General features: G+C 71.4%; 24 protein-coding genes. 10 read left to right on the top strand and 14 right to left on the bottom strand.

All coding sequences use genetic code 11. The features are described 5' to 3' along the window. Positions 1-201: 201 nt before the first annotated feature. On the bottom strand, positions 202-858 hold the full coding sequence (locus tag ACFVYN_RS35780) for a GNAT family N-acetyltransferase (RefSeq protein WP_390006249.1): 657 nt from the start codon (positions 856-858) through the stop codon (positions 202-204). Between the two features lie 178 nt (positions 859-1,036). Here ACFVYN_RS35780 and lon point away from each other — a divergent pair, with 178 nt between their 5' ends. Then, positions 1,037-3,451: an endopeptidase La gene (gene lon, locus ACFVYN_RS35775; protein WP_390006232.1), complete on the top strand. Its 2,415-nt coding sequence runs from the start codon at positions 1,037-1,039 to the stop codon at positions 3,449-3,451. Between the two features lie 100 nt (positions 3,452-3,551). Here lon and ACFVYN_RS35770 read toward each other — a convergent pair whose 3' ends face one another. Next, positions 3,552-4,385 carry a lysozyme gene (locus ACFVYN_RS35770; RefSeq protein WP_390006231.1) on the bottom strand — a complete coding sequence of 278 codons (834 nt, stop codon included), beginning with the start codon at positions 4,383-4,385 and terminating at the stop codon, positions 3,552-3,554. Between the two features lie 231 nt (positions 4,386-4,616). Between ACFVYN_RS35770 and ACFVYN_RS35765 the strand changes: the two genes are divergently transcribed. Next, positions 4,617-5,111, top strand: coding sequence for a MarR family winged helix-turn-helix transcriptional regulator (locus ACFVYN_RS35765; RefSeq protein ID WP_390006230.1), 495 nt, complete (start codon positions 4,617-4,619; stop codon positions 5,109-5,111). Positions 5,112-5,718: 607 nt separating this feature from the next. Here the strand turns inward: ACFVYN_RS35765 and ACFVYN_RS35760 are convergent. After that, a complete protein-coding gene (locus ACFVYN_RS35760) occupies positions 5,719-6,507 on the bottom strand; it encodes a hypothetical protein (RefSeq protein ID WP_390006229.1) in 789 nt (262 codons plus the stop codon). 372 nt (positions 6,508-6,879) lie between these two features. On the opposite strand from ACFVYN_RS35760, the gene ACFVYN_RS35755 reads away from it, so the two are divergent. From ACFVYN_RS35755 to ACFVYN_RS35735, 5 genes are read left to right on the top strand one after another with little or no spacing between them, the layout of a single operon-like run. After that, on the top strand, positions 6,880-9,603 hold the full coding sequence (locus ACFVYN_RS35755) for a nitrate- and nitrite sensing domain-containing protein (RefSeq protein WP_390006227.1): 2,724 nt from the start codon (positions 6,880-6,882) through the stop codon (positions 9,601-9,603). Further along, a complete protein-coding gene (locus tag ACFVYN_RS35750; protein WP_390006225.1) occupies positions 9,600-10,103 on the top strand; it encodes a roadblock/LC7 domain-containing protein in 504 nt (167 codons plus the stop codon). The genes ACFVYN_RS35755 and ACFVYN_RS35750 overlap by 4 nt, the downstream gene beginning before the upstream one ends. Next, positions 10,100-10,513: a DUF742 domain-containing protein gene (locus ACFVYN_RS35745; protein ID WP_390006224.1), complete on the top strand. Its 414-nt coding sequence runs from the start codon at positions 10,100-10,102 to the stop codon at positions 10,511-10,513. The genes ACFVYN_RS35750 and ACFVYN_RS35745 overlap by 4 nt, the downstream gene beginning before the upstream one ends. Continuing rightward, positions 10,494-11,147: an ATP/GTP-binding protein gene (locus ACFVYN_RS35740; RefSeq protein WP_390006223.1), complete on the top strand. Its 654-nt coding sequence runs from the start codon at positions 10,494-10,496 to the stop codon at positions 11,145-11,147. Before ACFVYN_RS35745 ends, ACFVYN_RS35740 begins: the two co-directional genes overlap by 20 nt. 15 nt (positions 11,148-11,162) lie before the next feature. Continuing rightward, entirely contained in the window at positions 11,163-12,416 is a 1,254-nt protein-coding gene (locus ACFVYN_RS35735) for a styrene monooxygenase/indole monooxygenase family protein (protein ID WP_390006222.1), read from the top strand. Here the strand turns inward: ACFVYN_RS35735 and ACFVYN_RS35730 are convergent. The 4 genes from ACFVYN_RS35730 to ACFVYN_RS35715 all read right to left on the bottom strand — a co-directional run bounded on the left by ACFVYN_RS35730 (position 12,389) and on the right by ACFVYN_RS35715 (position 15,640). Then, positions 12,389-13,462 carry an NlpC/P60 family protein gene (locus tag ACFVYN_RS35730; protein WP_390006221.1) on the bottom strand — a complete coding sequence of 358 codons (1,074 nt, stop codon included), beginning with the start codon at positions 13,460-13,462 and terminating at the stop codon, positions 12,389-12,391. The genes ACFVYN_RS35735 and ACFVYN_RS35730 overlap by 28 nt on opposite strands. 101 nt (positions 13,463-13,563) lie before the next feature. Then, on the bottom strand, positions 13,564-13,863 hold the full coding sequence (locus ACFVYN_RS35725) for a hypothetical protein (protein WP_390006220.1): 300 nt from the start codon (positions 13,861-13,863) through the stop codon (positions 13,564-13,566). A gap of 10 nt (positions 13,864-13,873) precedes the next feature. Continuing rightward, entirely contained in the window at positions 13,874-14,521 is a 648-nt protein-coding gene (locus tag ACFVYN_RS35720; RefSeq protein WP_390006219.1) for a TetR/AcrR family transcriptional regulator, read from the bottom strand. 180 nt (positions 14,522-14,701) lie between these two features. Beyond that, positions 14,702-15,640, bottom strand: a complete 939-nt coding sequence (locus ACFVYN_RS35715; protein ID WP_390006218.1) for a diiron oxygenase — start codon at positions 15,638-15,640, stop codon at positions 14,702-14,704. A gap of 90 nt (positions 15,641-15,730) precedes the next feature. Here ACFVYN_RS35715 and ACFVYN_RS35710 point away from each other — a divergent pair, with 90 nt between their 5' ends. Then, positions 15,731-16,843, top strand: a complete 1,113-nt coding sequence (locus tag ACFVYN_RS35710; protein WP_390006216.1) for a ferritin-like domain-containing protein — start codon at positions 15,731-15,733, stop codon at positions 16,841-16,843. Positions 16,844-16,852: 9 nt separating this feature from the next. Further along, positions 16,853-17,704, top strand: a complete 852-nt coding sequence (locus ACFVYN_RS35705; protein ID WP_390006215.1) for a hypothetical protein — start codon at positions 16,853-16,855, stop codon at positions 17,702-17,704. On the opposite strand, the gene ACFVYN_RS35700 is transcribed toward ACFVYN_RS35705, so the two are convergent. The 7 genes from ACFVYN_RS35700 to ACFVYN_RS35670 form a co-directional block, all read right to left on the bottom strand. Further along, complete coding sequence (locus tag ACFVYN_RS35700; RefSeq protein WP_390006214.1) at positions 17,701-18,210, bottom strand: DUF3291 domain-containing protein; 510 nt, start codon at positions 18,208-18,210, stop codon at positions 17,701-17,703. The genes ACFVYN_RS35705 and ACFVYN_RS35700 overlap by 4 nt on opposite strands. A gap of 45 nt (positions 18,211-18,255) precedes the next feature. Further along, entirely contained in the window at positions 18,256-19,719 is a 1,464-nt protein-coding gene (locus tag ACFVYN_RS35695) for a peptidoglycan D,D-transpeptidase FtsI family protein (RefSeq protein ID WP_390006247.1), read from the bottom strand. Between the two features lie 23 nt (positions 19,720-19,742). After that, positions 19,743-21,104: an FtsW/RodA/SpoVE family cell cycle protein gene (locus tag ACFVYN_RS35690; RefSeq protein WP_390006212.1), complete on the bottom strand. Its 1,362-nt coding sequence runs from the start codon at positions 21,102-21,104 to the stop codon at positions 19,743-19,745. 52 nt (positions 21,105-21,156) lie between these two features. Beyond that, the gene (locus ACFVYN_RS35685; RefSeq protein WP_390006210.1) at positions 21,157-21,663 is read right to left on the bottom strand and encodes an SH3 domain-containing protein; all 507 of its coding nucleotides are present in this window, start codon (positions 21,661-21,663) and stop codon (positions 21,157-21,159) included. Between the two features lie 121 nt (positions 21,664-21,784). Beyond that, on the bottom strand, positions 21,785-23,020 hold the full coding sequence (locus ACFVYN_RS35680) for an ATP-binding protein (RefSeq protein ID WP_390006208.1): 1,236 nt from the start codon (positions 23,018-23,020) through the stop codon (positions 21,785-21,787). Then, the gene (locus ACFVYN_RS35675) at positions 23,017-23,766 is read right to left on the bottom strand and encodes a hypothetical protein (RefSeq protein WP_390006207.1); all 750 of its coding nucleotides are present in this window, start codon (positions 23,764-23,766) and stop codon (positions 23,017-23,019) included. The genes ACFVYN_RS35680 and ACFVYN_RS35675 overlap by 4 nt, the downstream gene beginning before the upstream one ends. A 94-nt stretch (positions 23,767-23,860) precedes the next feature. Continuing rightward, a complete protein-coding gene (locus ACFVYN_RS35670; RefSeq protein ID WP_390006206.1) occupies positions 23,861-24,367 on the bottom strand; it encodes a protein phosphatase in 507 nt (168 codons plus the stop codon). Positions 24,368-24,496: 129 nt separating this feature from the next. Between ACFVYN_RS35670 and ACFVYN_RS35665 the strand changes: the two genes are divergently transcribed. Next, a complete protein-coding gene (locus ACFVYN_RS35665; RefSeq protein WP_390006204.1) occupies positions 24,497-25,300 on the top strand; it encodes a nuclease-related domain-containing protein in 804 nt (267 codons plus the stop codon). Positions 25,301-25,399: the final 99 nt, after the last annotated feature.

The following is a 25,399-nucleotide window of genomic DNA, read 5'->3' as shown; positions in this document are numbered from 1 at the left end:
CCCGCGTCCGCCCGAGACGCGCGCCTCGTCCTTGGCCGGCTCCGGCGGCAGGGTCGGGCGCCAGGGCCGGAGTGTTCCGGGCCGTCGGGAAGAGCCAGTACCCGCCGGGCGTTGTCCGTCATGCCGCCGGCGGGAACCACCGGAGCATGGCAGAGGCTGTCCGCTGCCGTCTCCGGGTTTCCCGCGGGCGTTGACGGACGGTCAGCCGGCGTCCGGTCCGACGAACTTCGCACTGGTGAGCGGAGCTTGCACATGCCAGCCCAGAGACTCGTACAGGCCCCGGCCCGCGGGCGTCCCCGCCAGCACGCCGGTCTCGGCCCCCGTGGCGGCCGCCACGGCCTGGAGCGTGCGCATGACGACGCTGCCCAGCCCCCGGCGCCGATGGGCGGCCACGGTCACGATCTGGTCGAAGACGGCGGTGACGCCGGTCGGGGCGACCTGGCCGCGCGCCGCGAGGGAACCGTCGGGCGCGGCGACGAGCATGCGCGTGACGCCGCCGACGGTCCAGGTGCGCATCCGGTACCCGTCGGGGGCGGCGGGCCGTTCGGCCGGCGCGGTCAGGGGGACCGTCATGAGGAAGCCGGGTTCGGGATCCACCCACCAGCCCTCGCCGAGCCAGCCCCCGACCACCTCCGGGTCCTGGAACACCTTGAGCCACACCCCGGCCCCCGTGACCGAGCCCGCCACCTTGCGTACGGCCTCCTCGTCCACGCCGTCGCCCAGCGCGTCGAAGACGTGCCGCGACACGTGCGCGAGCTGCCCCACGTCGATGGTGAAACCCCACGGCTCACGCTCCGGAGCCGCCGCCCCGCGGGACACGGCCCAACCGGTCACCCACGCCTGCACGACTCCGTCCACCACGTCCCCTGTAATGGTCTCTTGACTGGCCTGTCTATTACGGCATGACCATAGGTCCGGAACGATTGATTCCGGCAGCCGTGATCGCCGACAGCGAACAGGCGGACGGGTGGGGAACATTCGACGGCCCCTGGGCATTGAGTCGGCATAGCTCAACTTGACTGCCTAAGGGGAGATCATGGCTTCGACGTCCACACCGCTCACCCTGCCCGTGCTGCCGCTCGACGACGAGGTCGTGCTGCCCGGAATGGTGGTTCCGCTGGACCTGAACGACACCGACGTACGCGCCGCGGTCGAGGCCGCCCAGGCCGCCGCCCGCTCGGAACCCGGAAAGCCGAAGGTCCTGCTGGTGCCACGCATCGACGGGACGTACGCGAGCACCGGTGTGCTCGGCACCGTCGAGCAGGTCGGCCGGCTGGCCGACGGCGACCCGGGCGCGCTCATCCGCGGCCGCAGCAGGGTGAAGATCGGTGCGGGGACCACCGGCCCGGGCGCCGCCCTGTGGGTCGAGGGGACCACGGTCGACCAGACCGTCCCCGACCCGCTGCCCGGCCACGCGACCGAACTGGTCAAGGAGTACAAGGCACTCGCCACCGCCTGGCTGCGCAAGCGCGGCGCCTGGCAGGTCGTCGACCGGGTGCAGGCCATCGACGACGTCTCCACCCTCGCCGACAACTCCGGTTACTCGCCCTTCCTGACCACCGAGCAGAAGGTCGAACTGCTGGAGACGGCCGACCCGGTCGCCCGCCTCAAGCTCGCCACCCAGCAGCTGCGCGACCACCTCGCCGAGCAGGATGTCGCCGAGACCATCGCCAAGGACGTCCAGGAGGGCGTCGACAAGCAGCAGCGGGAGTTCCTGCTCCGCCGTCAGCTGGAAGCCGTGCGCAAGGAACTGCGCGACCTCAACGGCGAGCAGGAGGGCGAGGAGTCCGACGACTACCGCGCCCGCGTGGAGGCCGCCGACCTGCCCGAGAAGGTGCGGGAAGCCGCCCTCAAGGAGGTCGACAAGCTGGAGCGGTCCTCCGACCAGTCCCCGGAGGGCTCCTGGATCCGCACCTGGCTGGACACGGTCCTCGAACTGCCGTGGAACGAACGGACCGAGGACGCGTACGACATCCAGGGCGCCAAGCAGATCCTCGACGCCGAGCACGCGGGCCTGGAGGACGTGAAGGAGCGGATCACCGAGTACCTGGCGGTGCGCAAGCGCCGTAACGAGCGGGGTCTCGGGGTCGTCGGCGGCAGGCGCGGCGGTGCCGTGCTCGCCCTGGTGGGCCCGCCCGGTGTCGGCAAGACCTCGCTCGGCGAGTCCGTCGCGCACGCCATGGGCCGCAAGTTCGTCCGCGTCGCCCTCGGCGGTGTCCGGGACGAGGCGGAGATCCGGGGCCACCGGCGGACGTACGTCGGCGCGCTGCCCGGCCGGATCGTGCGGGCGATCAAGGAGGCGGGGTCGATGAACCCGGTCGTCCTGCTCGACGAGATCGACAAGGTGGGCTCCGACTTCCGCGGCGACCCCGCGGCGGCCCTCCTGGAGGTCCTGGACCCGGCGCAGAACCACACCTTCCGTGACCACTACCTGGAGGTCGAACTCGACCTGTCGGACGTCGTCTTCCTCGCCACGGCCAACGTGCTGGAGGCGATCCCGGAGGCGCTGCTCGACCGGATGGAGCTGGTCCGGCTCGACGGGTACACCGAGGACGAGAAGATCGTCATCGCCCGTGACCACCTGCTTCCGCGTCAGCTGGAGCGAGCGGGGCTGGAGAAGGACGAGGTCGTCATCGACGAGAGCGCCCTGCGCAAGCTCGCCGGCGAGTACACCCGCGAGGCGGGCGTCCGCACCCTGGAGCGGTCGATCGCGAGGCTGTTGCGCAAGGTGGCGGCCCAGCACGAACTCGGCGAGCGACAGCTCCCCTTCACCGTCACGGACGAGGAGCTGCGCGGTCTGATCGGCCGGCCGCACCACGTGCCCGAGTCGGCCCAGGACCCGGCGGAGCGCCGTACCGCGGTCCCCGGTGTCGCCACCGGACTCGCGGTCACCGGAGCGGGCGGGGACGTGCTGTTCGTCGAGGCATCGCTGGCCGACCCGGAGACGGGCGCGGCGGGTCTGACGCTGACCGGCCAGCTCGGGGATGTGATGAAGGAGAGCGCGCAGATCGCGCTGAGCTTCCTGCGCTCGCACGGCGCGGAGCTCGAACTGCCGGTCGGCGACCTGAAGGACCGGGGCGTGCACATCCACTTCCCGGCGGGCGCGGTCCCCAAGGACGGCCCGAGCGCGGGCGTCACCATGACGACGGCGCTGGCCTCGCTGCTCTCCGGCCGCCTCGTCCGCACGGACGTGGCCATGACGGGCGAGGTCTCGCTGACCGGGCGGGTCCTGCCGATCGGCGGCGTGAAGCAGAAGCTGCTCGCCGCGCACCGCGCCGGGGTCAGCACCGTCATCATCCCCAAGCGCAACGAGGCCGACCTGGACGACGTCCCGGCGGAGGTGCTGGACAAGCTCGACGTCCACGCCGTCACCGACGTCCGCCAGGTCCTGGAGCTGGCGCTGTCCCCGGCTGTGAACGGGGTCGCGCCGGAGGTCCCGGTGGCGGCGTGACGCCGTAGCCCGTCAGCGGGCTCGGTGTGCCGGTGCCGGATGAGGTGGAGGCCCGGGTTCTCGTGAGGGAGGCCCGGGCCTTCGCCGTACCCGGGGCGGGTCAGCCGTTGGCCAGCGCCTGTACGCGGTCCGGGGCGCCGTTGAAGCGGTCGTGGTCGCCGACCGTGGGGCCGGTGGAGGTGTACTGCCACATGGTGTACGTGCTCCAGCCGGCCGGGAGGGTGCCGGCGGTCGAGGCGTAGTGGGCGATCCACAGCGGGGTGGCGGAGAAGCCGGCGTAGTTGCCGGTGCACTGGTTCCACCAGCTGGTGGCGGTGTAGATGACGGCCTGCCGGCCGGTGCGCGCCCTGTACTGGTTCAGGAAGTCGCGGATCCAGGTGACCATCGCGCTCGGCGACTTGTCGAAGCAGGAGTCGCCGTACGGGTTCCACTCGATGTCGAGCACCCCGGGCAGGGTCCTGCCGTCCTTGGACCAGTCGCCGCCGTGGTCGACGAAGTAGTCGGCCTGTGTCGCGCCGCCCGTGGTGTCCGGGGTGGCGAAGTGGTAGGCCCCGCGGATCATCCCGACGCCGTGGGCGCCGGTGTACTGCTGGGAGAAGGAGGGGTTCGTGTAGTACGTCCCCTCGCTCGCCTTGGTGTACGCCCACCGGACGCCGCTGTTCCACAGGGTCGGCCAGGCGACGTTGCCCTGATAGCTGGCGACGTCGACCCCCTCCGTCTGGGTGCCCCGGGTGCCGGCGGGCAGGCCGTCCTGGCCGTCGTGCGCCACAACGCCCATGCCCATGTGGGCGTCGCCGCGGGCCGGGGTGGCGGTGGCATCGGGGGCTTCCGCGGCCGGGGCGGGAGCCGCGAGGAGCGGGGAGAGCGCGGTGAGCAGGAGAGCTATGAGGTAGAGGCGTCGGGGACGTATCTGTTCGGGTCTGCGCACGGGCATGGCGTGCCTCCGGGGGCTCGGTGATGCTCGGTGGGACATGACTGAGTGACCTTTGGGGATGACGTGGGCATGCCAGTCACCTCTCTGGAGACGCTCCGTACGGGGACGACGGGTCGGGAAGTGGGACCGGCGGCTGCCGTTGGTCCAGCCCTGCGAAATACTTACGGGGCTGCGGTGATGTCGCAATCTGGCGGACCTTTCACGGCCGGGAAATACAAGGCAGGGGCTGACGTGCACGAAGAGGAAAACGGCGGCGGTGTCCCGGGCGGGGCCGACGTGGCGCCGAGCGGTGTGGACAAGCCCGGATTCCTGGCGCTGGAACGTGAGTTGACCGTCCTGCTGCGCCGCGCCCGGGCCAACCAGGGGGAGATGGCCCGCGAGGTCCACCCCGACCTGGAGTCGGCGGCTTACGGACTGCTGGTCCGTCTGGATGAATGCGGCCGCCAGCGCGCCACCGAGCTGGCCGCCTACATCGGTGTCGGCAAGGCCACGATGTCCCGTCAGCTGCGTGCCCTGGAGGACCTGGGCCTGGTCGCCCGCGCGCCGGACCCGGCGGACGGCCGTGCCTGGCTGGTCGACCTCACGCAGGAGGGCCGCTCCCGTGTCCAACGGGTCCGCGACGCACGCCGGGCCCGGTACGCGGGAAGCCTGGCGCACTGGGACTCCAAAGAGGTGACCGAACTGGCGCGACTGCTGCACCAGCTGAACCGGGGGATGGAGAAGTAGCCCCCCACGGGGGCCACACGGGGTGACGTTCCACCGAGCGAGGTAGCGGGCGTCCGTGGTGCTGGTGCCGCGAAGCAGGCCGTGCGGTGGTCCGCTCCGACCGGGCGTCCGTGGTGGTGTGCCGTGCGGTTCCGTTCCGGTCGGGCGTCCGTGGTGGTGCTGGGCTGACGTCGTGGAGTGCGCCGGGTGCTGTGGTCTACTCCGACCGGGTGTGCGTTGTGGCGCCCGGTTGGCATCGTCAGGTGCACCGCGCGGCGGCCTGCTCCGCCGTGCCGGTCACCGGTCGACACCGTCGAGGGCACCGCACAGCGGTCCACTCCGCCCCGGCGGCCGCCGTATCGGTGCCCAGTCGACGCCCGCAGGCCGTACCCGGCCGTCCAGGACTCGGCGTGACCAGGTCACGGAACCGATCGGCGGCCGCCCGTGCGGGCCGACACGGCCGGGGTTCCCGCGCCGCGCGGTGGGACACGAGTCCTGGCCGTGTCCTCGACCGCTCAGGGCTCGGGGCCACCCGGTCACCGGCGCACCGCGACCGCCGGTGCGGGCCGACAAGGCCCGGCTCCCCGCCGTTCGCCGGAACGCAGTTCCAGCCGTGCCGTCTGCCGGCTCACAACTCCGCGTACACCACCGACGCGTCGTCGTGGGTCTTGCTGCGGCCGAGGTGTGTCCGGGCCTCCGCGTCCGCGCGCTCAAGCTCCCGTACGCGGTCCACCAGAGCCTGGGCCCCCTCCTTCCGGACGAAGGTGAAGCAGTCCCCCCAGCCGCCCTCGTGGAACTTCTCCACCCACCGGGCCGCCCCGTCCGTCAGCGCCAGCAGGGTGCGTACCGACGACCGCGGCAGCACCCCCGTCACCGCGCGCCCCGCCACCGACGGATCCGCCGCCGCCGTGAAGAAGCCGCCCTCCTTGTTGCGCAGGTGGGCGTCGATCAGCGCGTCCGTGGCCAGGGAGGCGCGGGGGAGGCGGGAGAGGCGGTCGTCCAGTACCGCCGTGACCGTGCCGTCGGGTGCCTCCACCAGGAGTGCCGAGTCCGACAGGACCAGGTACTCGACCGACTCCGGGGACCACCGCGCCATCACCACCGTCGCCTGCGGCGTACGCGGGTGAGAAAGGTCACAACCTTCACCATGTGTCTCAGCTGTGCGTGCGAGGGCGCGGGACAGCACCTCGGCCGGCGGAACATCCATGAGCGAAACGGCCAGTTCGGTCAGTGCCCCGCCGAGCCGGGCCGTGAACCAGGGGACGGAATGCAGACAGCCGGTCGGACCGGTGGGCGGAGTGACACCGTCGAGTGCGATCAGTACGCCGCCCTGCCCGGACGCGGGGAGCGCGACGCTCGCGAAGTCCTCGTTGGGCCGATCGACATCGCCGGGTTCCGAGACAAGTTCCGTACGCATTCAGCCAGTCTGCACGAGCCCTTCACATGCTTCGCCAAAGCATGGCAACGATCCCGGAATTGACGCAGTTGCGCAGGTCAGCCGCCAGGTTTGGGGTGGAATGGCTGCCCCCGGACACGCGTGGTGGCGAATCCTGCCATCGGTCTTGGCCGGCGTCCAACCGGCCCGCCGCACCGGGCCCGTGCGTGTGCCGCGGGAACTTGCCCGCCAACTCCCCTCCGGGGTTCACTCCTTCGGGTGGCGGCTCAGGCGATGCGCGACCACCGCCCACCGGCGCTGGGAGGGTCGGGAACCGTACCCCGGTGTGCACACCAGTTGACGGAGCGTCACCCCGGGCCCATGGGTATCACGAGTTCAGGAATGCGAGCAGCGGTGCAGAAGACGCGGCCTCGTCGCACAGGCAAGCAGACGGCCTCCGGCAACGGCGCGGAGCGCACCTCCGCCACGCCGGGCGCCCCCGAGACCCCTGTCGGCAAGGGCCGCCCCACCCACGTCCGCACCCGGCTGATTCTCGCCGCCGCCGTCGTGGCCGCCGCGATCGCCGGGGCCGGCGCCCCCTCCCTCGTCACCGCCTCCGAAGACCTCCACGACTCCCAGGACCTGGTGACGCTCGCCGAGCAGACCCAGGACGCCCTCGACCTCGCCCACGCGCTCGCCGACGAACGCGACGAGGTCACCTCCTACATCGCGGCCGGACGGCCCAGGGCGAAGGCGCCGGGCGAGCAGTCGAGCGCCCGCGTCGACCGCCAGGCCGGGGAACTGCGCGCCGACAGCGATCTGTCCCCGGGCCTGCGCGCCGACCTCGACGACATCGCCGCCGTACGGCGCTCCGCGCTCACCGGCACGAGCACCGCCCTCCAGACGCACAACGCCTACTCCGCCGCCATCACCGAACTGCACCGCCTCGCCGAGGAGTTGGCGGACAAGATGCCGGACCGCGCCGGCTCCGGCGCCCACTCCCTCGCCGAGCTGGACTCCGCCGTACAGCAGGCCGCCGCCACCCGCGGACTGCTGCTCGCGGCGCTCAGCGTGCCGACGACGACCCGCAGCGTCTACGACCCGATCACCGGCCTGACGAACACCGAGAAGGTCTCCTCGAAGGCCGACGCCGAGCAGCGCGACGCGCTCGCGGCCGCCGCCCAGCAGGCCCGGCTGCGCTCCGACGCGGCCCTCGCCGACTTCCAGGAGTCCGCGCCCGCCGCCGCCAAGGCGAGCTACGACTCCACGGTCACCGGCCCCGAGGTCAACTCCGCCGACAAGTACCTCGCCGCCCTCACCGACCAGCCCACCCTCTCCGACGGCGACCTCGGCACGAGCACCGGCAAACTCGACGCGGCCCTGTCCGCCCGCGTCGACCTCATGCGCGGCGCCGAGTCCGCGCTCTTCGACCGCCGGGTCAAGGCGCTGGAACAGCTGCGCGACGACGACGTCACCGCGCTGGAGCTGCGGGTCGCGATCCTCGGCGCCCTGATGCTGCTGGCCGTCGGCATCACCACCGCCATGGCCCGCACCCTCACCCGGCCCCTGTCCGTGCTGCGCCGAGGCTCCGCCCGGCTCGCCGGGGCCGAGGACCCCGCCACCGAGGAAGCGGTCTCCTTCACCGGCCGCAACGACGAGTTCGCCCAGGTCGTCCGCTCCGTCAACACCCTGCACGCGCACGCCGTCGCGCTCGCCGAGCGGATCGCCACCCTGGAGTCCGACCGCAAGCACCTGGTCGGCCAGCGCCAGAAGATGGCGGACGCCCGCGAGCAGCTGAAGGAGGAACTCGCCGAGTCCGCCGCTCAGCTGGAGCGGCTGCGCACGACCATCGGCGCCACCTTCGTCAGCCTGGCGCTGCGCACCCTCGGCCTGGTCGAGCGGCAACTCGCCGTCATCGAGGGCCTGGAGGAGCGCGAGCAGGACCCGGAGCGCCTGGCGACCCTCTTCAAGCTCGACCACTTCGCCACGGTCATGCGCCGCCACAGCGAGAACCTCCTCGTCCTGGCCGGCACCGAACACGTCCAGCAGAGCGCCGGTCCGGTCCCGCTGGTCGACGTGGTCCGCGCCGCGGTCAGCGAGATCGAGCGCTACGAGCGCGTCCGTATCGCCGCCCTGCCCCCGCACGCCCACGTGGCCGGCTTCGCCGCGGACGACCTCTCGCACCTGCTGGCCGAACTGATGGAGAACGCCACCTCGTTCTCCCCGCCCGACCTGCCCGTGGAGGTCTCCGGCTGGCTCCTGGAGAGCGGCGAGGTCATGCTCTCCGTGCAGGACGAGGGCATCGGCATGACGGCCGAGCGGATGACCATCCTCAACTCCCGCCTCGCCGACTTCGATCCCGAGGCCGCCTACGAGTCGCGCGACGAGGGCGACGAGGGGCTCGGCCTCGGCCTGTACGTCGTGGCCCGCCTCGCCCACCGGCACGGCGTCCGGGTGCAGCTGCGGGAGCAGAAGCAGGGGGGTGTGGCCGCGGTGGTGGTCCTCCCCAAGCCGCTGCTCGCCGCCGCGCCCGCGTCCGCCGTACCGGCCTCCGGCACCGGCCCGGTCACCGGCGCGACCCACTCCTTCTCCCTCCCCGGCGCGGACGCCGAGGTCAACTCCAACGTCCTGAACGGCCGTTCGGAGGGCGGCGACCCCCTGGTGGCCCTGGCCGAGAACGCCGTACGGGACTCGGAGTCGGAATCGGAGCCGGAGCCGGAGTCCCCGGCCGAGACGACGATGGAACTCCTGGCCCCGGTACCGGCACAGGGAGAGCCCGACCCCGTACCGGACGAGCCGCCGGCCACCGAACCCACGGCCGCCGACGGCGAGGCCGAGACCGAGCACACCCGCGCCGACGAGGAGCCCCTCACCGACAAGGGCCTCCCCAAGCGCACCCCCAGGATCACCGCACCCACCACCCCGGCCCCGCGCCGGCGCAACGCGTCCGTGGACGCCGACGCACTCCGCCGCAGGCTCGGCGGCTTCCACCGGGGGGCGGAGGCCGGCCACCGCGACGTGGCAGCGGAGATCAAGGAACAGACCGGCGAGACCAAGCTGCCGACCGCAGAACCACGCACACAACGCACCGCATCCGAAGAAGCCACGGGGGGCACAGCCGAGGAGGCAAGCAGTTGACCGCGCCCAGTACCTTCGGACTGAGTCGTGAAGCCCGCAATCTCCACTTCCTGCTGACCAATCTCGTGGAGGAGGTCCCCGGCGTCCAGTCCGTCGCCGTGGTCTCCTCCGACGGCCTGCTCCTGCTCTCCTCCGACGCCGACCGGAACGCGCAGGCACGCGAGGCCCGGGACGGGAGGCCCTCCGGACCGCGCGGCTCCTCCGCCGACCTCGCGACCATCGTCTCCGGCATCGGCAGCCTCACCCTCGGCGCCGCGAAGCTCATGGAGTTCGGCGCCACGAAACACACCATGATCGCGATGGACGAGGGCAGTCTGTTCGTGATGTCGATCAGCGACGGCTCGCTGCTCGGCGTGCACGGCTCCGCGGACTGCGACATGAGCGTCGTCGCGTACCACATGGCCCTGTTCGTCGGCCGCGCCGGACACGTCCTGACCCCCGAACTGCGCAGCGAGCTACGGCAGTCGCTGGAGAACGACGCGACAGGGAGCGCCCGATGACGAACAGGCCCGGGCTCCCGGTCCGCGGCGGCGACCGCAAGGCCGCACGGGTACGCCCGTACTCGCTCACCGGCGGCCGGACCCGCTTCGGCCACGTCCTGCTCGTGGAGACCTTCGTGGCGAGCACCGCGGCCCTCGAAGCCGCCGAGGAGCGCAAGGAGCTCACCAACGGCGGGCTGCGGTCGGTCATGCCGGAGCTGCGGGCCATCGTCGAACTGTGCCGCCGGATGCGCACGGTGGCCGAGATCGCCGCGCTGCTGAAGATGCCGCTCGGCGTGGTCCGGGTGCTCCTCAGCGACCTCGCGGACCAGGGAAAGATCCGTGTGTACGGCACCGGGACCGGTCACGGTACGGGCCGTCCCGACCGCGCTCTGCTGGAAAGGGTGCTGAGTGGACTCCGTCGTCTCTGACGCCGCCGCCCAGGCGTTCGGCGTCACCCCGTTCGTCGACGTCGAGACGGACGGCAACCTCAGGTCCTGGCAGACGGACCGCACCCGGGCCCCCATCGCCACGAAGATAGTCGTGGCCGGCGGCTTCGGCGTCGGCAAGACCACCCTCGTCGGCACCGTCTCGGAGATCGAGCCCCTCCAGACGGAGGCGCTGATGACCGAGGCCAGCGAGCAGGTCGACGACCTCACCGGCACCCCGGAGAAGGTCAGCACCACCGTGGCCATGGACTACGGCCGCATCACGCTCGACGACGACCTGGTCCTGTACCTCTTCGGCACGCCGGGCCAGGAGCGGTTCTGGTTCATGTGGGACGACCTGGTGCGCGGCGCGATCGGCGCGGTCGTCCTCGCGGACACCAGGCGGTTGAAGGACTGCTTCCCGGCGCTGGACTACTTCGACGGCTGCGGGATGCCCTACGTCGTCGCGGTCAACCACTTCGACGGCAGCGACCGCTTCGAACCGGAGGACGTGCGGGAGGCCTTGACCATCCCAGCCCACATACCTGTCATGATCATGGACGCGCGGCGGAAGATCTCGGTGATCGAAACGCTCCTGTCCCTCGTCGGCCACGCACTGGACGTCACCCCCGAGTAGGAGAACAGCACCCGCATGCGGAAGATACTCGTCGTCGGAGCCGGCCAGTCCGGCCTCCAGCTCGCCCTCGGCCTCCAGTCCCACGGGTACGAGGTCACCCTGATGTCCAACCGGACGGCGGACGAGATCCGCTCCGGCCGGGTCACGTCGACGCAGTGCATGTTCCGCACGGCACTCCAGCACGAGCGCGATCTCCAGCTGAACTTCTGGGAGTCCCAGGCCCCGAAGATCGAAGGACTCGGCGTCTCGGTGGCGGCCCCCGGCTCGTTCGACCCGGGCCCCTCGCAGCGCGCGATCGACTGGCTGGGACACCTCGACGGGTATGCGCAGTCGGTCGACCAGCGGGTGAAGATGGCCGGCTGGATGGAGACGTTCGCCCAGCGCGGCGGCCAGCTCGTCATCCACGGCGCGGCCGTCGGCGACCTCGACTACTTCTCCCGTACCTACGACCTCGTGCTGGTCTCGGCCGGCAAGGGCGAGCTGGTCTCCATGTTCGCGAGGGATCCGGAGCGCTCCCCGTACCGCGAGCCGCAGCGCGCGCTCGCCGTCTCCTACGTCCACGGCCTGGGCCCGCGCCCCGAGCACCCGGACACCGAGGCCGTCCGCTGCAACCTGGTCCCCGGTGTCGGCGAACTGTTCGTCATGCCGACGCTCACCACCTCCGGGCGCGCCGACATCCTCTTCTGGGAGGGCATACCCGGCGGCCCGCTCGACGTCTTCAACGGCGTGAAGGACCCGGCGGAACACCTCTCCCTGACCCTGGAACTCATGGAGACGTTCCTGCCCTGGGAGTACGCGCGCGCCACGAACGTCGAACTCACGGACGCCGGCGGTACGCTGGCCGGCCGCTACGCGCCCACCGTGCGCAATCCGATAGGCCGCCTGCCCGGTGGGGGACTGGTCCTGGGCGTGGCCGACGTCGTCGTCGCCAACGACCCGATCACCGGGCAGGGCTCCAACTCCGCGTCCAAGTGCGCGGCCTCCTACCTCGCGTCGATCCTCGACCGGGGGGAGAAGGAGTTCGACGAGGAGTGGATGCGGGCGACGTTCGAGCGGTACTGGGCCACCGCCCAGCACGTCACCAAGTGGACGAACGCGATGCTCGCGCCGCCGCCGGAGCACATCCTGAACCTGATCGGGGCGGCAGGTCAGCTGCAGCCGGTGGCGGACCGGTTCGCCAACGCCTTCAACGACCCGGCCGACTTCGAGAACTTCTTCTACGAGCCGGAGAAGACGGGCGCCTACCTCGCCTCGGTCGCGGGCGCCTGACGGTCGCCGTCCGGACGTACGGCCCCGAGCAGCGGGTGGGACGCGAGCGGGGACACCTTGATCTTCTCGCCCGTTCTCGGGGCCTCGATGACCTCGCCGCGGCCCACGTACAGCGCCACATGCGTGGCCCCGGGGAAGTAGAGGACCAGGTCGCCCGGCCGCAGGTCCTTCAGCGGAACCCTCGGCAGCCGGGCCCACTGCTCCTGGCTGGTCCTGGGGATCGGGGTGCCGGCATGCGCCCAGGCCCGCGAGGTCAGCCCCGAGCAGTCGTACGTCCTCGGGCCCTCGGCGCCCCATTGGTACGGCTTCCCGAGCTGGCGCCGGGCGTACTCCAGGGCCTTCTCGCCCTTCGGGGTCGGCCCGCGGTCGTCGTCGCCGAGGGCACCGGAGGTGGTCAGCTCCTGCTGCGCCTTCTCGATCCCCTTCTCCTCGAACTCGGCCAGCCGGGTGAGCTGTTCGGCGGTGAGGGAGGCGAGCAGTTCCTCCACGCCGGCGAGCTTGCCCCGTACGTCGTTCCGCTCCTTCTTCTGCCGGTCGGCGAGCGTGAGCTGGTCGTCGAGCGCCTTGCGCGCCTTGCGGGCCAGTTCGTCGGCGCGGTGCTCGGTGCCGGTCAGACGGTCCACCGTGCCGGCCCGTTCCCGCGCCATCCGGCCGACCACATGTCCCTGTTCGAGAGCGTGCTCGGGGTCGCGGGCGAGCAGGAGACGGACGTACGGCGAGAGGTCGGTGCTGCTGTTCTGGTACTGCTGGCGGGCCAGCCGCCCCGCGGCACCCCGGCTGTCGTGCAGGGAGAGACGGGCCCTGGAAAGCGCCGCGTCCAGGCGGCTCACCTCGGCACGCTTCGCCTTCAGCTTCTCCTCGGTGGCGTTGTAGGTCTCGGTGGCCTCCTCGGCCTCCCGGTACAGCCGCTGAAGGTCCGTCAGCAGCTCGACGACGGAACGCTCACGCGGTTCCGGCTCCGGTACGGCCGTCGCGGGCACCGGTGCGAGGGCGGTGCCGGCCGCCACCGCCGCCGTACACACCAGACGCAGAAGCCTTCCTGACACGTCATCACCTCCTGTGCGGAACAGCCCCTCTGTTCCGCACGGTGAGCATCAGACGGGGTCGGCGTCCTCGCGCGCCGGGTGGGCGGTTCGGCGCAATCCCGTCACCCGTCGGTGTCAGCCGGCTTGTCGGGCTGGGGCTTGTCGGGCTTGGACCACGGCCACTTCAGCCGGTCGTCCGCCTTCCCCTCGGGGTCGTACGCGTACTTCCACCCCTTCTGGATCCCCAGCCTGCTGTGCCCCCTGGGCACCCGGCGGTAGACCAGCACCGTGCCCGGGCCGCCGGCCGCGTCGGGGACGGGGATGCGGTACGTCTTCGGGGGACGACCGGTCGGTCCCAGCAGCACGGGCAGCACCCGGCCGTCCATGGGACCGCCCTCGAAGGGGGTGTCTTCGCTCTTCACGGCACCAGTGTCAGGCATCCATCGCGAGGGCCGTGACCAGCGCGGCGGTCTGCGGGTCGCGGTTCGCGGTCACGGAGAGCACGGCGACGAACTGCTCGACCAGCCAGTCGCGCAGTTCCCCGACGGGTGGCTTCTTGCTCTCGTCGAGCCAGATCAGGGAGGCCGCCTCCACCGCGGTGATCCACATCCGCACGGTCATGCGCAGCAGCAGACCGGGCGCGGTGACGCCGAGGTGGCTGAGGATGTTCTCGGCGGCGGCCCGTCGTACCCCGTCGACGATGGCGGTGGTCCGGGACGTCTCGACGACACTGCCCCCCTGCAACAGGGCGCTGAAACCGGCGTCGTGCTCGTCGACGAAGGCGAGGTAGCGGTCCAGGGCACGGGAGAGGCGGACGAGGAGGGGGCCGTCGAGGGGCTCGGCGAAGCACTGCTCCAGTTCGTCGGCGGCGGACCGCAGCGCGGCCTCGTACAGCTGCTGCTTGCCGCCGGGGAAGTACCGGTAGACGAGGGGACGGGAGACTCCGGCCGCCTCGGCCACGTCGTCGAGGGAGACGTCCTCGGGAGCGCGGTGCGCGAAGAGTCCGAGGGCGGCGTCGAGAAGCTGACTGCGGCGCTCCTCGACGCTGAGGCGACGATAGGCGGGCGCGGCAGGGGTCATGGGTGCAGCGTAGTCGGCGGCTGCGGATACGTCGTGGCTGGTCGCGCAGTTCCCCGCGCCCCTAGAGGTGGGTACTGCTAGGCATGCCTGACTGCACCCACCTCTAGGGGCGCGGGGCTGTATCGATGTGCGGCTCCGCCGCGTGGGCGCGACCAGCCCCCACCGGTCCGCAGCCGACGATCAAGCCAGCAGCCCGGATGACCTCCACAACCTGCGCCCGACACCCCGAAGTACCCCGATGTCGTCCAGGAAGTCCGTCAACCGCTTCGCCCCCGTCTGCATGACCTCACTGCGATGCCCGCTCGCCTTCACCTGCGCCAGCGCCTCCCGCTGGTCCAGGCCCACGTTCGTGTACACCTCCGGATTCACGAACGCCACGGAGAACACCCGGGCGAACTCCCCGGACGTGACCCGAGTGAACTCCTGCGACCACCGCGGAGCGGAGACCATCTGCCGCCGCAGCTCCTCCCGGGCGTAGCGCACATGCCGGGCCTCCTCCACCACGTGGATCCGCGTCACCCCCCGGACCAACGGCTGCACCCGCTCGTCCGGGAACGTCAGCCGCTGCATCCAGTCGAGGACCTCCTCACCGAGCAGCGTCGCCGTGAAGGACCCCGGTGTCGTGGAGATCGTCTTGAACAGCCGCCCGAGCCGCTGATGGGCCGGGCTCACCGGATACCAGGGCGTCCCGCCCCGGGTGATCAGCCGCGCGAACATCTTCGAGTGCCGGCACTCGTCCTCGATCTCGGTGAGCGCGTACCGCACATGCGCGCTCGTGGCCGCCTTGTCGTAGATATGACGGCACAGCAGCTGCATGAGGATGATCTCGAACCAGATCCCCAGCGAGGCCAGTGCCGCGGCCTCGTGCTGGGAGAGCAGGATCCGCTGCTCCTCGCTCATCCGCTTCCACATCGGGGTGCCGTAGAGCGAGACCAGTTCCGGCGGCCAGAACCACAGGCCCTCCTCGAAGGGCGCGTCCCAGTCCAGTTCCCTGTCCGGATCGAAGGAGTGCTTCGCGGAGGAGTCGAGCAGCCGCTCGGCGACCTGCTCCCGGTCCTTGAGCAGGCCGAGGGCGTCGCGCAGCCCTTCGAGCGCGTCGACTTCTGTCAGACTCGTCATGGCTCTTATGAGACTGCCTGTCAGCAAGGCCGTCAATCCCTTGCGCACGACTTGTTGACCCGGCGTCTATGAAGCGGCAGCCTGCGGAACATGCCGACTTTCGACCTGTACACCACGGACCCCGGGGACCCCCACTGGCAGGTACCGGCGACGGGCAAGGCCCGGTTCAGCTGGGAGTACGACGACGGCCGCGACCGCCTCCTGGCCCTCTACCAGAAGGGCAAGGACAAGCAGTGGGACGGGCAGAAGCGCATCGACTGGAGCCTTGAGGTCGATCCCCACGACCCCCTCGGCACGCCCGACGAGGCCATCTCCGTCTACGGCACCAAGTACTGGGCGAAGTTCACCGACCAGGACAAGGGAGAGCTCCGCAAGCACCTCGCCTCCTGGCAGTTCAGCCAGTTCCTGCACGGTGAGCAGGGCGCGATGGTGTGCGCCGCCCGGATCGTGGAGTCCGTGCCCGACCTCGACGCCAAGCTGTACTCGGCGACCCAGGTGATGGACGAGGCGCGGCACGCGGAGATCTACGGCCGTTTCCTCCACGAGAAGATCGGGATGCTGTACCCGATCAACGACAACCTCCGGTCCCTGCTGGGCGACACGCTCAGCGACTCGCGCTGGGACATGCCCTACCTCGGTATGCAGGTCCTCATCGAGGGCCTGGCGCTGGCCGCCTTCGGCATGATCCGCGACACCACCGACAAGCCCCTGCCCAAGCAGATCCTCGCCTACGTCATGCAGGACGAGGCCCGGCACGTGGCCTTCGGCCGGATGGCCCTGCGCGACTACTACAAGCAGCTCTCCGACGCCGAACTCCGTGAACGCGAGGAGTTCGTCATCGAGGGCTGCTACCTGATGCGCGACCGCCTGCGCGGGGTCGAGGTCCTGGAGAACTTCGGCATCCCGAAGGCAGAGGCCGAGGAGTACGCCGAACGGTCCGAATTCCTCGCCCTCTTCCGCCAGTTGCTCTTCTCCCGGATCGTCCCCTGCGTCAAGGACATCGGCCTGTGGGGCAAGCGCCTCCAGCAGGCCTACGTCGACATGGGCGTCTTCGAGATGGGCAACTCCAACCTCGACCTCCTCATGGCCCAGGACGAGGAGATCGCCGAGAAGCTGGACGCGGAGCGCTTCGCGGCCGAGGAGCGGGAGCGGGTCGCCGAGGTGGGTGAGGCCGTCGAGGAGGGAGCCGCTCACATGGACTAACGTATTGACGTGTCCACGCCCCAGGGTCCGTACGGACCGCAGAACCCTTACCACCAGCAGTTTCCGCAGGCTCCGCAGGGCCCTTACGCACCGGGCCCGTACGGTCAGCAACAACCGTACGGCGCACCGCCCGTGCCGGCCCAGCAACAACCGTACGGCGCACCGCCCGTGCCGCTCCAGCAGCATCCGTACGGCTGGGGCGTGCCGCCCGTCTCCCCACCCCCGAAGGGGCGCCGTGTCGGGCTGATTCTCGGCATCGTGGGCGGGGTGGTCGCCGTGAGCGTCGTGGCGTACGCCATGTACGGCTCGCAGCTGGCCGGCCTCGGCTTCCCGGAGGCCAGGTACCGGCTCTCCCTCCCCAAGACGCTGGTGGACAACCGCTACGAACTCACTCGGGACGTCTCCGATTCCGAGGGTCAAAAGCTCAAGAAGCAGGCCGCCGGCAGCTGGGACGCCAAACTCGCGGGTGTCGCGTACGGGTACTACAGCCCTGGCGGTGACAAGGCGAAGGGCACCTTGGTGGTCATGGGGCTGTACGGCCGGTTCAAAGACCCCGACTGGAGCCGCGACGACATGATGAAGGGCGGTGGGGACGGAGAAGGCGCGGACGTTGCCGTGGCTCCGAAGGACTTCCACCCGGCCGGCTCCGGTGACATCACGATCACCTGCGAGGTCAGCACCCGGACCGAGAGCGGCGTGAAGGTGACGCTCCCGCTCTGTGGCTGGGTCGATGCCAACACGTCGGGCGCGGTGTTCGAGGCGAGGAACACCGCGACCACCGACGACCCGTCGGACGTGGACCTCGACAAGCTGGCGGCGACCACCCTCCGGATCCGCTCGGAGATGCGCAAGCCGCTCTAGACCGAGCAGCCCAGGTCGTCCGGGATCTCCAGGGCCGTGACCGGCTCGGCGCCCTGCGCCGGGAACGGCGTCCGCAGCGTGAACGCGTACGGCGTGGGCCCGTTCGTGCGCAGGTGCAGCAGCCGGGACTCGGCCTCGGCGACCGTGGGGCGGTGGCCGGCCGGGACCCACCACAGGGCCACCATCGCCTCCTGGACCCGCTCGAAGAACTCCCTGCGGCGGGCGAGCATCTCGCGGTGCCGGCCCTGGTACATGTACGCCGTCAGCGCGTCGGTGTCACGCCACACCGACATGTTGATGATCAACCACTTGTCGCCGAAGACGGCGATGTCCGTCGCGTCGCCGGACTCGTCCTCCAGCCGCCAGACGAAACCGTCGGCGGCGTCCGCGTCGGCGTTCACGGGGTCGAGGTTGTCGACGAAGTCCTTCAACTGCGGGGAGTCCAGCGGGGCTTTGAGGCGGCCGATGTTCACCTGGGCGAGTTGGTACGCGGTGGCTTCCATCATGGACCGAACGGTAGGTCGGTCGTCCGGCGGTCTTCAACCCCTGTCTCACTCCTTGGAGTTGAGTACCGCCTTCATCACCGCCCGCGCGATCGGCGCCGCCATCCCGCCCCCGGTGATGTCCCCCCGGTCCGCCGACGCGTCCTCCACCACCACTGCCACGGCGACCTTGGGCTCCATGTCCCGCTCGCCCTGCGCCCACGCCACGAACCAGGCGTACGGCACCCCGGCGTTGCCGATGCCGTGCTGGGCGGTGCCGGTCTTGCCGCCGACGATCGCGCCGGGAATGGCCGCGTTGGTGCCGGTGCCCTCGGTCACCACCTGGGTCATGAGCTCCTTCAGCACCGCGGCCGTCGCCGGGTACATCGCCTGCCGTACCGGACGCGGGCCCGCCGTGTCCACGATGCTGCCGCCGGCCGTGGTGGTCCGCTCCACGAGGTAGGGCGTGCGGATCTGCCCGCCGTTGGCTACGGCCGCCGAGACCATCGCCATCTGGAGCGGGGTCGCACGGGTGTTGTACTGGCCGATCGACGACAGGGCCAGCTGCGCCCGGTCGACGGTCGGGTCGAAGGTGCTGCGGACCACCGAGAAGGGGATCCGCAACGAGTCGTCGTTGAAGCCGAAGGCGTGCGCGGTGGCCGTCATGTCACCCACCCCCACGTCCACCCCGAGCTTCGCGAACACCGTGTTGCACGACCACCTGAAGGCCTCCCGCAGGGACAGGTCCTCGCAGCCGTCGGACTCGTTGCTGAGCGAGGTGGTGGTGCCGGGCAGGGTGTACGGCGCCGGCGAGCCGGTCGGCGCGTCCACGTCCGTGATCACCCCCGCGTCCAGCGCGGCCGCCGCGGTGACCACCTTGAACGTCGAACCCGGCGGATAGGTCTGCCGTACCGCGCGGTTGAGCATCGGCTTGTCCGGATTGCTGTTGAGCCAGGTCCAGGACCGGCCCACCCGGGGGTCGTTGCCCGACAGCACCCCCGGGTCGTACGACGGCGAGGACACCAGCGCGAGGATGCGTCCCGTCGCCGGGTCCAGGGCGGCCACCGCGCCCTTGCGCCCGCCGAGCCCGCGGAAGGCCGCCTTCTGCGCGGCCTCGTCGAGGGTCGTCACCACGTTCCCGCCCGGGTTGAGCCTCCTCGTGAAGTCGTTCCACAGCGGGAACGGCGTCAGCAGCGGGTCCGAGCCGGACAGGATCGCGTCCTCGGTGTGCTCCAGGAGGGTCGTGCCGTACTCCTGCGAGGCGAAGCCGGTGACCGGCGCGTACAACGGCCCGTTCGCGTAGGTCCGTTCGTAGCGCAGCTGCTCCCTGGTGTCCCGGGAGCCGGTGACCGGCCGCCCGCCGACCAGGATGTCGCCGCGCTCCCGGCCGTAACGGGCGATGTTCTCGCGGCGGTTGGCGGGGTTCGCGTCGTGCGCGCGGGCCTGGAAGACCTGGACGCGGGTGGCGTTGACGAGAAGCGCCATGAGCAGCAGGACGCAGAAGCAGGCGGCGTGCCGGATGTAGCGGCTCATGCCGGGGGCCGGCGTCGGTGTCGTCACGGGGTCTCCTTCCCGTCGTACTGGCGGCGGGCCGAGTCGCTCACCCGGATCAGCAGGGCGACGATCGCCCAGTTGGTGACGACCGATGAACCGCCCTGGGCGAGGAACGGCATCGCCATGCCGGTGAGCGGGATCAGTCCGCCGACCCCGCCCGCGATCACGAACACCTGGAGCGCGACGATCGAGGCCAGGCCGATCGCCAGGAGCCGTCCGAAGGGGTCGCGCAGGGCGAGGCCCGCCCGGTAGCCGCGCTCCACGAGCAGGGCGTACAGCAGGAAGATCGCGGACAGGCCGGCCAGGCCCAGCTCCTCGCCGGCCGTCGCCAGGATGAAGTCGGACTTCGCGGCGAAACCGATCAGGACGGAGTGGCCGAGCCCGAGTCCGGTGCCCAGGACCCCGCCCGCCGCGAAGGCGAACAGGGACTGCGCGAGCTGGTTCGGCCCCTGGCCCGCGTCGATCGACGCGAAGGGATCCAGCCAGTCCTGCACCCTGCTGTGCACATGCGGTTCCAGCCAGCCCACGGCGAACGCGCCGACGGTGGCCAGCAGCAGGCCCAGCGCGATCCAGCCGGTGAGCCCGGTGGCGACGTACAGCAGCACGACGAACAGCCCGAAGAACAGCAGCGAGGTGCCGAGGTCCCGCTCCAGGACCAGGACCCCGACGCTGATCAGCCAGATGGCGAGCAACGGGCCAAGGACCCGGCCGGTGGGCAGTTGAAGCCCCCAGAACCGACGACCGGTGTACGCCAGCGCGTTCCGGTTGGCGGCGAGATACGCGGCGAAGAACACCGCGAGCAGCACCTTCGCGAACTCGCCCGGCTGGATGGAGAACCCGGCGATCCTGATCCAGATGCGGGCGCCGTTCACGGAGGGGAACAGGATCGGCACGGTCAGCAGGGCGAGCGCGGCGGCGACACAGACGTAGGCGTACCGCTGGAGCACGCGGTGGTCGCGCAGTATCAGGACGACCACGATGAACAGGGTCACCCCGACCGTGGACCACACGAGCTGGGTGGGGGCCGCGCGGTCGCCGGGTGTCTCCAGGTCGAGCCGGTAGATCAGCACCAGGCCCAGGCCGTTGAGCAGCACGCCGATGGGCAGCAGGAGCGGATCGGCGTCCGGGGCCCTCAGACGCACCGCCAGATGGGCGAGGAGCGCGAGCACACCGAGCCCGGCGCCGTAACCGGCGGCGCCGGGCGGGACGGTGCCGTTTTTGGCGAGGCCGACAGCGCAGTAGCCGTACACCGACAGCAGGACGGCGAGGACGATGAGGGCCAGTTCGATGCCACGGCGCCGGGGCAGGCGTACCGCGCGAGCGGAGGGGTCCGCGGGGGCCACGGTGGTTCCGGCCTTGGTCATGTCCGGAACTTACCCAAATAGGGCGTGATGTCTGCCTAGCTTGCGCCGGATGTCAGCACCAGCGTGGCGTCTCACCGATGGTCCTGATGTAACGGGCCGAGCCCCAGGCCCAGGTGCCGTCCGTGAGGAGGTACCACTGAGGGTTGCCCTGGACGCTCTGGCCCCTGGTCTGGCAGAAGATGGAGACGACGTCCCCCCGGTCGGCCCAGCGGATGATCCGCCCGCCCCGGTTCGGCGCACTGCGCAGGGCCAGCGAACTGGCCGTCACGACACCTCTGGACAGGCGGGAGTTCTGGCCTTCCCCCTGGCCCTGGCCCTCACCCTGGCCCTGGTTCTGCCACTGGTCCTGGCCCTGGTTCTGGCCCTGGTCCTGGCTCTCCCCTTGGCCCTGGTTCTGCCACTGGCCCTGGTCCTGGCCCTGGTCCTGGTTCTGGTGGGTCCCCGAGTCGTTCGGCGGGTCGGTGCCCCAGTCGTCGTCGGCGACGGCGGGAGCGGCGAGGGCGGTGACGGCGAGGGCGCCGGTGGCGAGGGCTATCGAGAAACGGGAGCGCAGGGACATGGGGGGCCTCCGTGACGGGGGTGGCGGACCTGACTGTTCGCCACGTTAGGAGGGCCGTGCCCGGGCCGCCTTCCAAGCTGGGCCATAGGAGATGCCGTTCGGCCGATCGGTACGGCTACGGCTACGGCAACGCCAGCGTGGCGACCGCCCCACCGTCAGCCGCGTTCGAGAACGAGAGCCGGGCCCCGAGAACCTCCGCCTGCCCCACGGCGATGGTCAGCCCCAGACCGTGTCCCCGCGCCCCGCCCTCCGTACGGAACCGCTGCGGACCGTGCTCGACGAGATACTCCGGAAACCCGTCCCCGTGGTCCCGGACGCTCACCACGGTCCCGTCCACCGTCAGCGTCACCGGCCCCCGGCCGTGCCGGTGCGCGTTGGCCACCAGATTCCCCAGCACCCGCTCCAGCCGCCGCCGGTCCGTCTCCACGGTGACCTCCCGCAGGACGGCCACCTCGGTGTCGGTCCCCGACGCCCGCACCACCCGTTCGGCCACCGCGGCCAGGCGTTCCGTGTCCAGCTCCACCGTCTCCCGGCCCGTGTCCAGCCGGGAGATCTCCAGCAGGTCCTCCGTCAGCGTCCGCAGCGCCGCCACCCGGTCCCGCACCAGCTCGGTCGGCCGCCCCGGCGGCAACAACTCGGCCGCCGCGTGCAGCCCCGTCAACGGCGTCCGCAACTCATGGGCCACATCCGCGGTGAACCGCTGCTCGCTCAGCAGCTTGCCCTGCAACGACCCCGCCATGGAGTCCAGCGCGGCGGCCACCGCGGCCACCTCGTCCTGCGGCCGCGACGGATCCTTCGTCCGCGGATCGCCGACCCGTGCGTCGAGGTCGCCCGCGGTGATCCGCCGGGCCACCCGGGCGGTCGTGTGCAGCCGTTTCGTCACCCGGGTGACCGCGAACGCCCCCACCAGCAGCGTCGCCGTGATCGCCAGCGCCGACGACCACAGGATCGCCCGGTCGAGCGCCGCGATCGTCCGCGCGTTCTGCGCGTAGTCGACCTCGACGGCCAGCGACCGGTCCCCGTCCACCGGACCCGCGGCCCACATCACGGGGCGCCCGCCGTGCACGCCGACCATCGTGCCGCGGTCCCCGGCGACCGCCAGCGCGCGCAGGGAACCCGGCAGGTCCGGCTGATCCACACCCGCGTCCCACGTCAGCGTGTCCCCGGCCTCGTACGCCTCGGTCGCCTCCTTCAGCCGGCTCAGCGCCAGGTCGCGGGCCTCGCCGACGGTCTGGTTCGTCACCGAGACATGCACGAGGACACCGAGCAGCGCGGCGAGGGCGCAGCACATCACGGTGATGAAGACGGCGGCCTTCACGGCCAGCGTGCCGGACCAGCGGGGCAGCGCGAGTCTCATCGCGAGCTCGCGGACGGGCCGGGCACCGGGCTCGGCGCGTCCCCGAGGGCACGACTGCCGGTGCGCAGCATCTCGTCGTGGGTGAGGAGCATCGACTTCTGCTGCGGGTCCCAGGTCCACTGCAGCCGGTACTCGTAGCCGGCCACCTCGGACGGCGAACGGATGATCACGGACCGCCCGGCCAGTTCCACCCCGCTGACCGCGTCCTCCCAGTGCATGACCCGCACGAGCCGGTGCTTCTCCACGGTGTAGACGCGTACGGCGGTGACATGGCCGGGCAGTTGCCGAAAGCCCAGCGTCAGGTCCTCGCGCCCGTCACCGGTCAGGTCGCGGTAGTACGGCCGCAGGACCGGGCACCGCTTCCCGGCCGCCCCCGGCTTCCCGCAGTCGGCCATCCGTCGCGCCGTCTCGGTGTACCCCGCGTTGGCGTAACTGCCGGGGTCCTCCCTGATCTCGGCGCGTACGAGCGCGACCGGGTCCACCGTGCGGATGTCGTCGCCGGGCACGGAGACACCCGCCACCACCTCCGAGTCCACCTCGCCGATCTCGAAGGCGGGGCTGGAGGCGGGCGTCAGCTGCGGCCACAGCCGGTCGGGGCTGATCGCGGTCGGCGTGGAGCCCGCGCCCACCAGGTCGCCCGCGTCGCCACAGCCCGACGCGACCGCGAGCAGCAGGGCGACGGCGGTGACGGTGGTGACGGTGGTGACGGCGCGGGTCGTACGGGGTGCGCGGCGGGCGGCTGGCACTGTGCTCCTGGGATCGGGGCCGTCCGGGAGGTCGGCCCCGTACACATTATTCGTACGGACGTCCTTTTCTCCGTCCGGTGGGCCCCGGGCGGCCCTACTCCGTCAGCTCCTCCAGCAGCCGGGCCGTCGACAGTCCGGCCTGGAGGTACTCGACGAACAGTTCGTTGTGCAGCGCCCACGGTGAGCGCCGGCCCCGGATCAGCCGGATCGCCGCGTCGGCCGTGTGCCCCCTGCGGACCAGGGCGTGCGCGACGACGAGGCCCGCGCGGTTGTAGCCGTGGTAGCAGCGGACGAGGACCTTGCGGCCCTCGTCCAGTGCGTCGCTCGCGGCCCGTGCCAGGCGCATCACGCCCGCGAGCTGGGTGCCGTCCAGCGGGCCGTCCGGAATCGGCCACACATGTTGCTCGACGCCGGGATCGGGGCCGTGGCCCGGCAGCCGCAGCAGCGTCTGCACGAGCTCGAACTCGTCGCGAACGACGGCGAACTCCCGCTGCCCGGAAAGGCCCTGGAACTCATGTCCGCCCATCCACAGCCCGGGCACGATCTCGTCCCACGCTCTGTCCGGAGCCGGTACGTCGGGTTGCTTCCTGCGGGTCCGCAACAGCGCCTCCCCAAGCCCCTGCGCCAAGCCCTGCAACTGATTGCGACTCGCTGTGACTCACCCCAAAGGTAACCGGCTTCTTGCCTGCGCAGCACCCCGCCTGTTCCCATGGTCATGGGGTGATGGTGCATGAGCGGACTGCGCGTCGTACCGACCTGGCGCCATGGTCAGGAGCGGCTCTACGTCTGCCTCACGGACGGCAGGAACATCGCCTGGTACGACCGTGAGGCGGCCCGGATCAATCTGCTGAGCGAGGATCGCAGGCAGGACGTGCTGGACGCCCTCGGGCCCTTCCTGACCGGCCGCGTGGCCGTGGGTCCGCCGCCGGTGCCGACGCCCGCCGAACTGGCCCGGCTCACCCTCCACCCCGACGACGACCTCGCGCCGAACCGGCCCGGCGAGGCCCTCCAGATCGCCCTGGAACGGGATCCCGGGTCCGCGCACCGGATCCGGCGTGATCCGCGTCGGCGTGCGCTGGAGGCGGAGCAGGCTGTGGGCGAGGTGCTGGACCGCCTCGACGGCGCGGGCTGGCACACGCTGCACTCCGTTCCGCTGCCCGGCGGTGACCGGGTCCACCATCTGGCGATCGGCCCGGGTGGGCTGTTCGCGGTGCACACGCTGTACGCCCGCAAGCAGCGGGTCACTGTCGCCGACCCGATGGTCGCCCTCGGCCGCCGGGACCCACAGCCGCTGCTGCGCCGGGTCCGCGCGGACGCCGACCGTGCGTCCTACGCCCTGACGGCCGAGGTCCACCCGGTCCTCGCCCTCGTCGGCGCGTCCGGTGTCGCGGTGACTCTGCCGCCCCGGGAGGTCCGCGTCCTGCGGGAGGTGGACCTGTCGGGTTTCGGCGGACTGGGTGGGGTGCTGAAGCCGGCGGATGTGGAGGCGCTGCATGCGATGGCTCGCGACCGGGGGACGTGGACGCAGGTCTGAGTTCGGGTGCCGGTGCCGGTGCCGGTGCCGGTGCCGGTGCGGGCGCGGGTTCGGTGGGGGCGGGCGTTTTGCGCAGTTCCCCGCGCCCCTGGATGCCTG

The sequence above is a fragment of the Streptomyces sp. NPDC058307 genome (assembly GCF_042880295.1).
Classification (GTDB): Bacteria; Actinomycetota; Actinomycetes; order Streptomycetales; family Streptomycetaceae; genus Streptomyces.
Note: the sequence above shows the minus strand (reverse complement) of the source record. Positions and strands in the feature narration are given on the sequence as shown.

Coding starts and splice junctions, on each gene's coding strand:
- lon (WP_390006232.1), top strand. CDS start 1,037: ATGGCTTCGACGTCCACACCGCTCACCCTGCCCGTGCTGCCGCTCGAC.
- ACFVYN_RS35770 (WP_390006231.1), bottom strand. CDS start 4,385: ATGCCCGTGCGCAGACCCGAACAGATACGTCCCCGACGCCTCTACCTC.
- ACFVYN_RS35760 (WP_390006229.1), bottom strand. CDS start 6,507: ATGCGTACGGAACTTGTCTCGGAACCCGGCGATGTCGATCGGCCCAAC.
- ACFVYN_RS35745 (WP_390006224.1), top strand. CDS start 10,100: ATGACGAACAGGCCCGGGCTCCCGGTCCGCGGCGGCGACCGCAAGGCC.
- ACFVYN_RS35735 (WP_390006222.1), top strand. CDS start 11,163: ATGCGGAAGATACTCGTCGTCGGAGCCGGCCAGTCCGGCCTCCAGCTC.
- ACFVYN_RS35720 (WP_390006219.1), bottom strand. CDS start 14,521: ATGACCCCTGCCGCGCCCGCCTATCGTCGCCTCAGCGTCGAGGAGCGC.
- ACFVYN_RS35715 (WP_390006218.1), bottom strand. CDS start 15,640: ATGACGAGTCTGACAGAAGTCGACGCGCTCGAAGGGCTGCGCGACGCC.
- ACFVYN_RS35710 (WP_390006216.1), top strand. CDS start 15,731: ATGCCGACTTTCGACCTGTACACCACGGACCCCGGGGACCCCCACTGG.
- ACFVYN_RS35700 (WP_390006214.1), bottom strand. CDS start 18,210: ATGATGGAAGCCACCGCGTACCAACTCGCCCAGGTGAACATCGGCCGC.
- ACFVYN_RS35695 (WP_390006247.1), bottom strand. CDS start 19,719: ATGAGCCGCTACATCCGGCACGCCGCCTGCTTCTGCGTCCTGCTGCTC.
- ACFVYN_RS35690 (WP_390006212.1), bottom strand. CDS start 21,104: ATGACCAAGGCCGGAACCACCGTGGCCCCCGCGGACCCCTCCGCTCGC.
- ACFVYN_RS35685 (WP_390006210.1), bottom strand. CDS start 21,663: ATGTCCCTGCGCTCCCGTTTCTCGATAGCCCTCGCCACCGGCGCCCTC.
- ACFVYN_RS35680 (WP_390006208.1), bottom strand. CDS start 23,020: ATGAGACTCGCGCTGCCCCGCTGGTCCGGCACGCTGGCCGTGAAGGCC.
- ACFVYN_RS35665 (WP_390006204.1), top strand. CDS start 24,497: ATGAGCGGACTGCGCGTCGTACCGACCTGGCGCCATGGTCAGGAGCGG.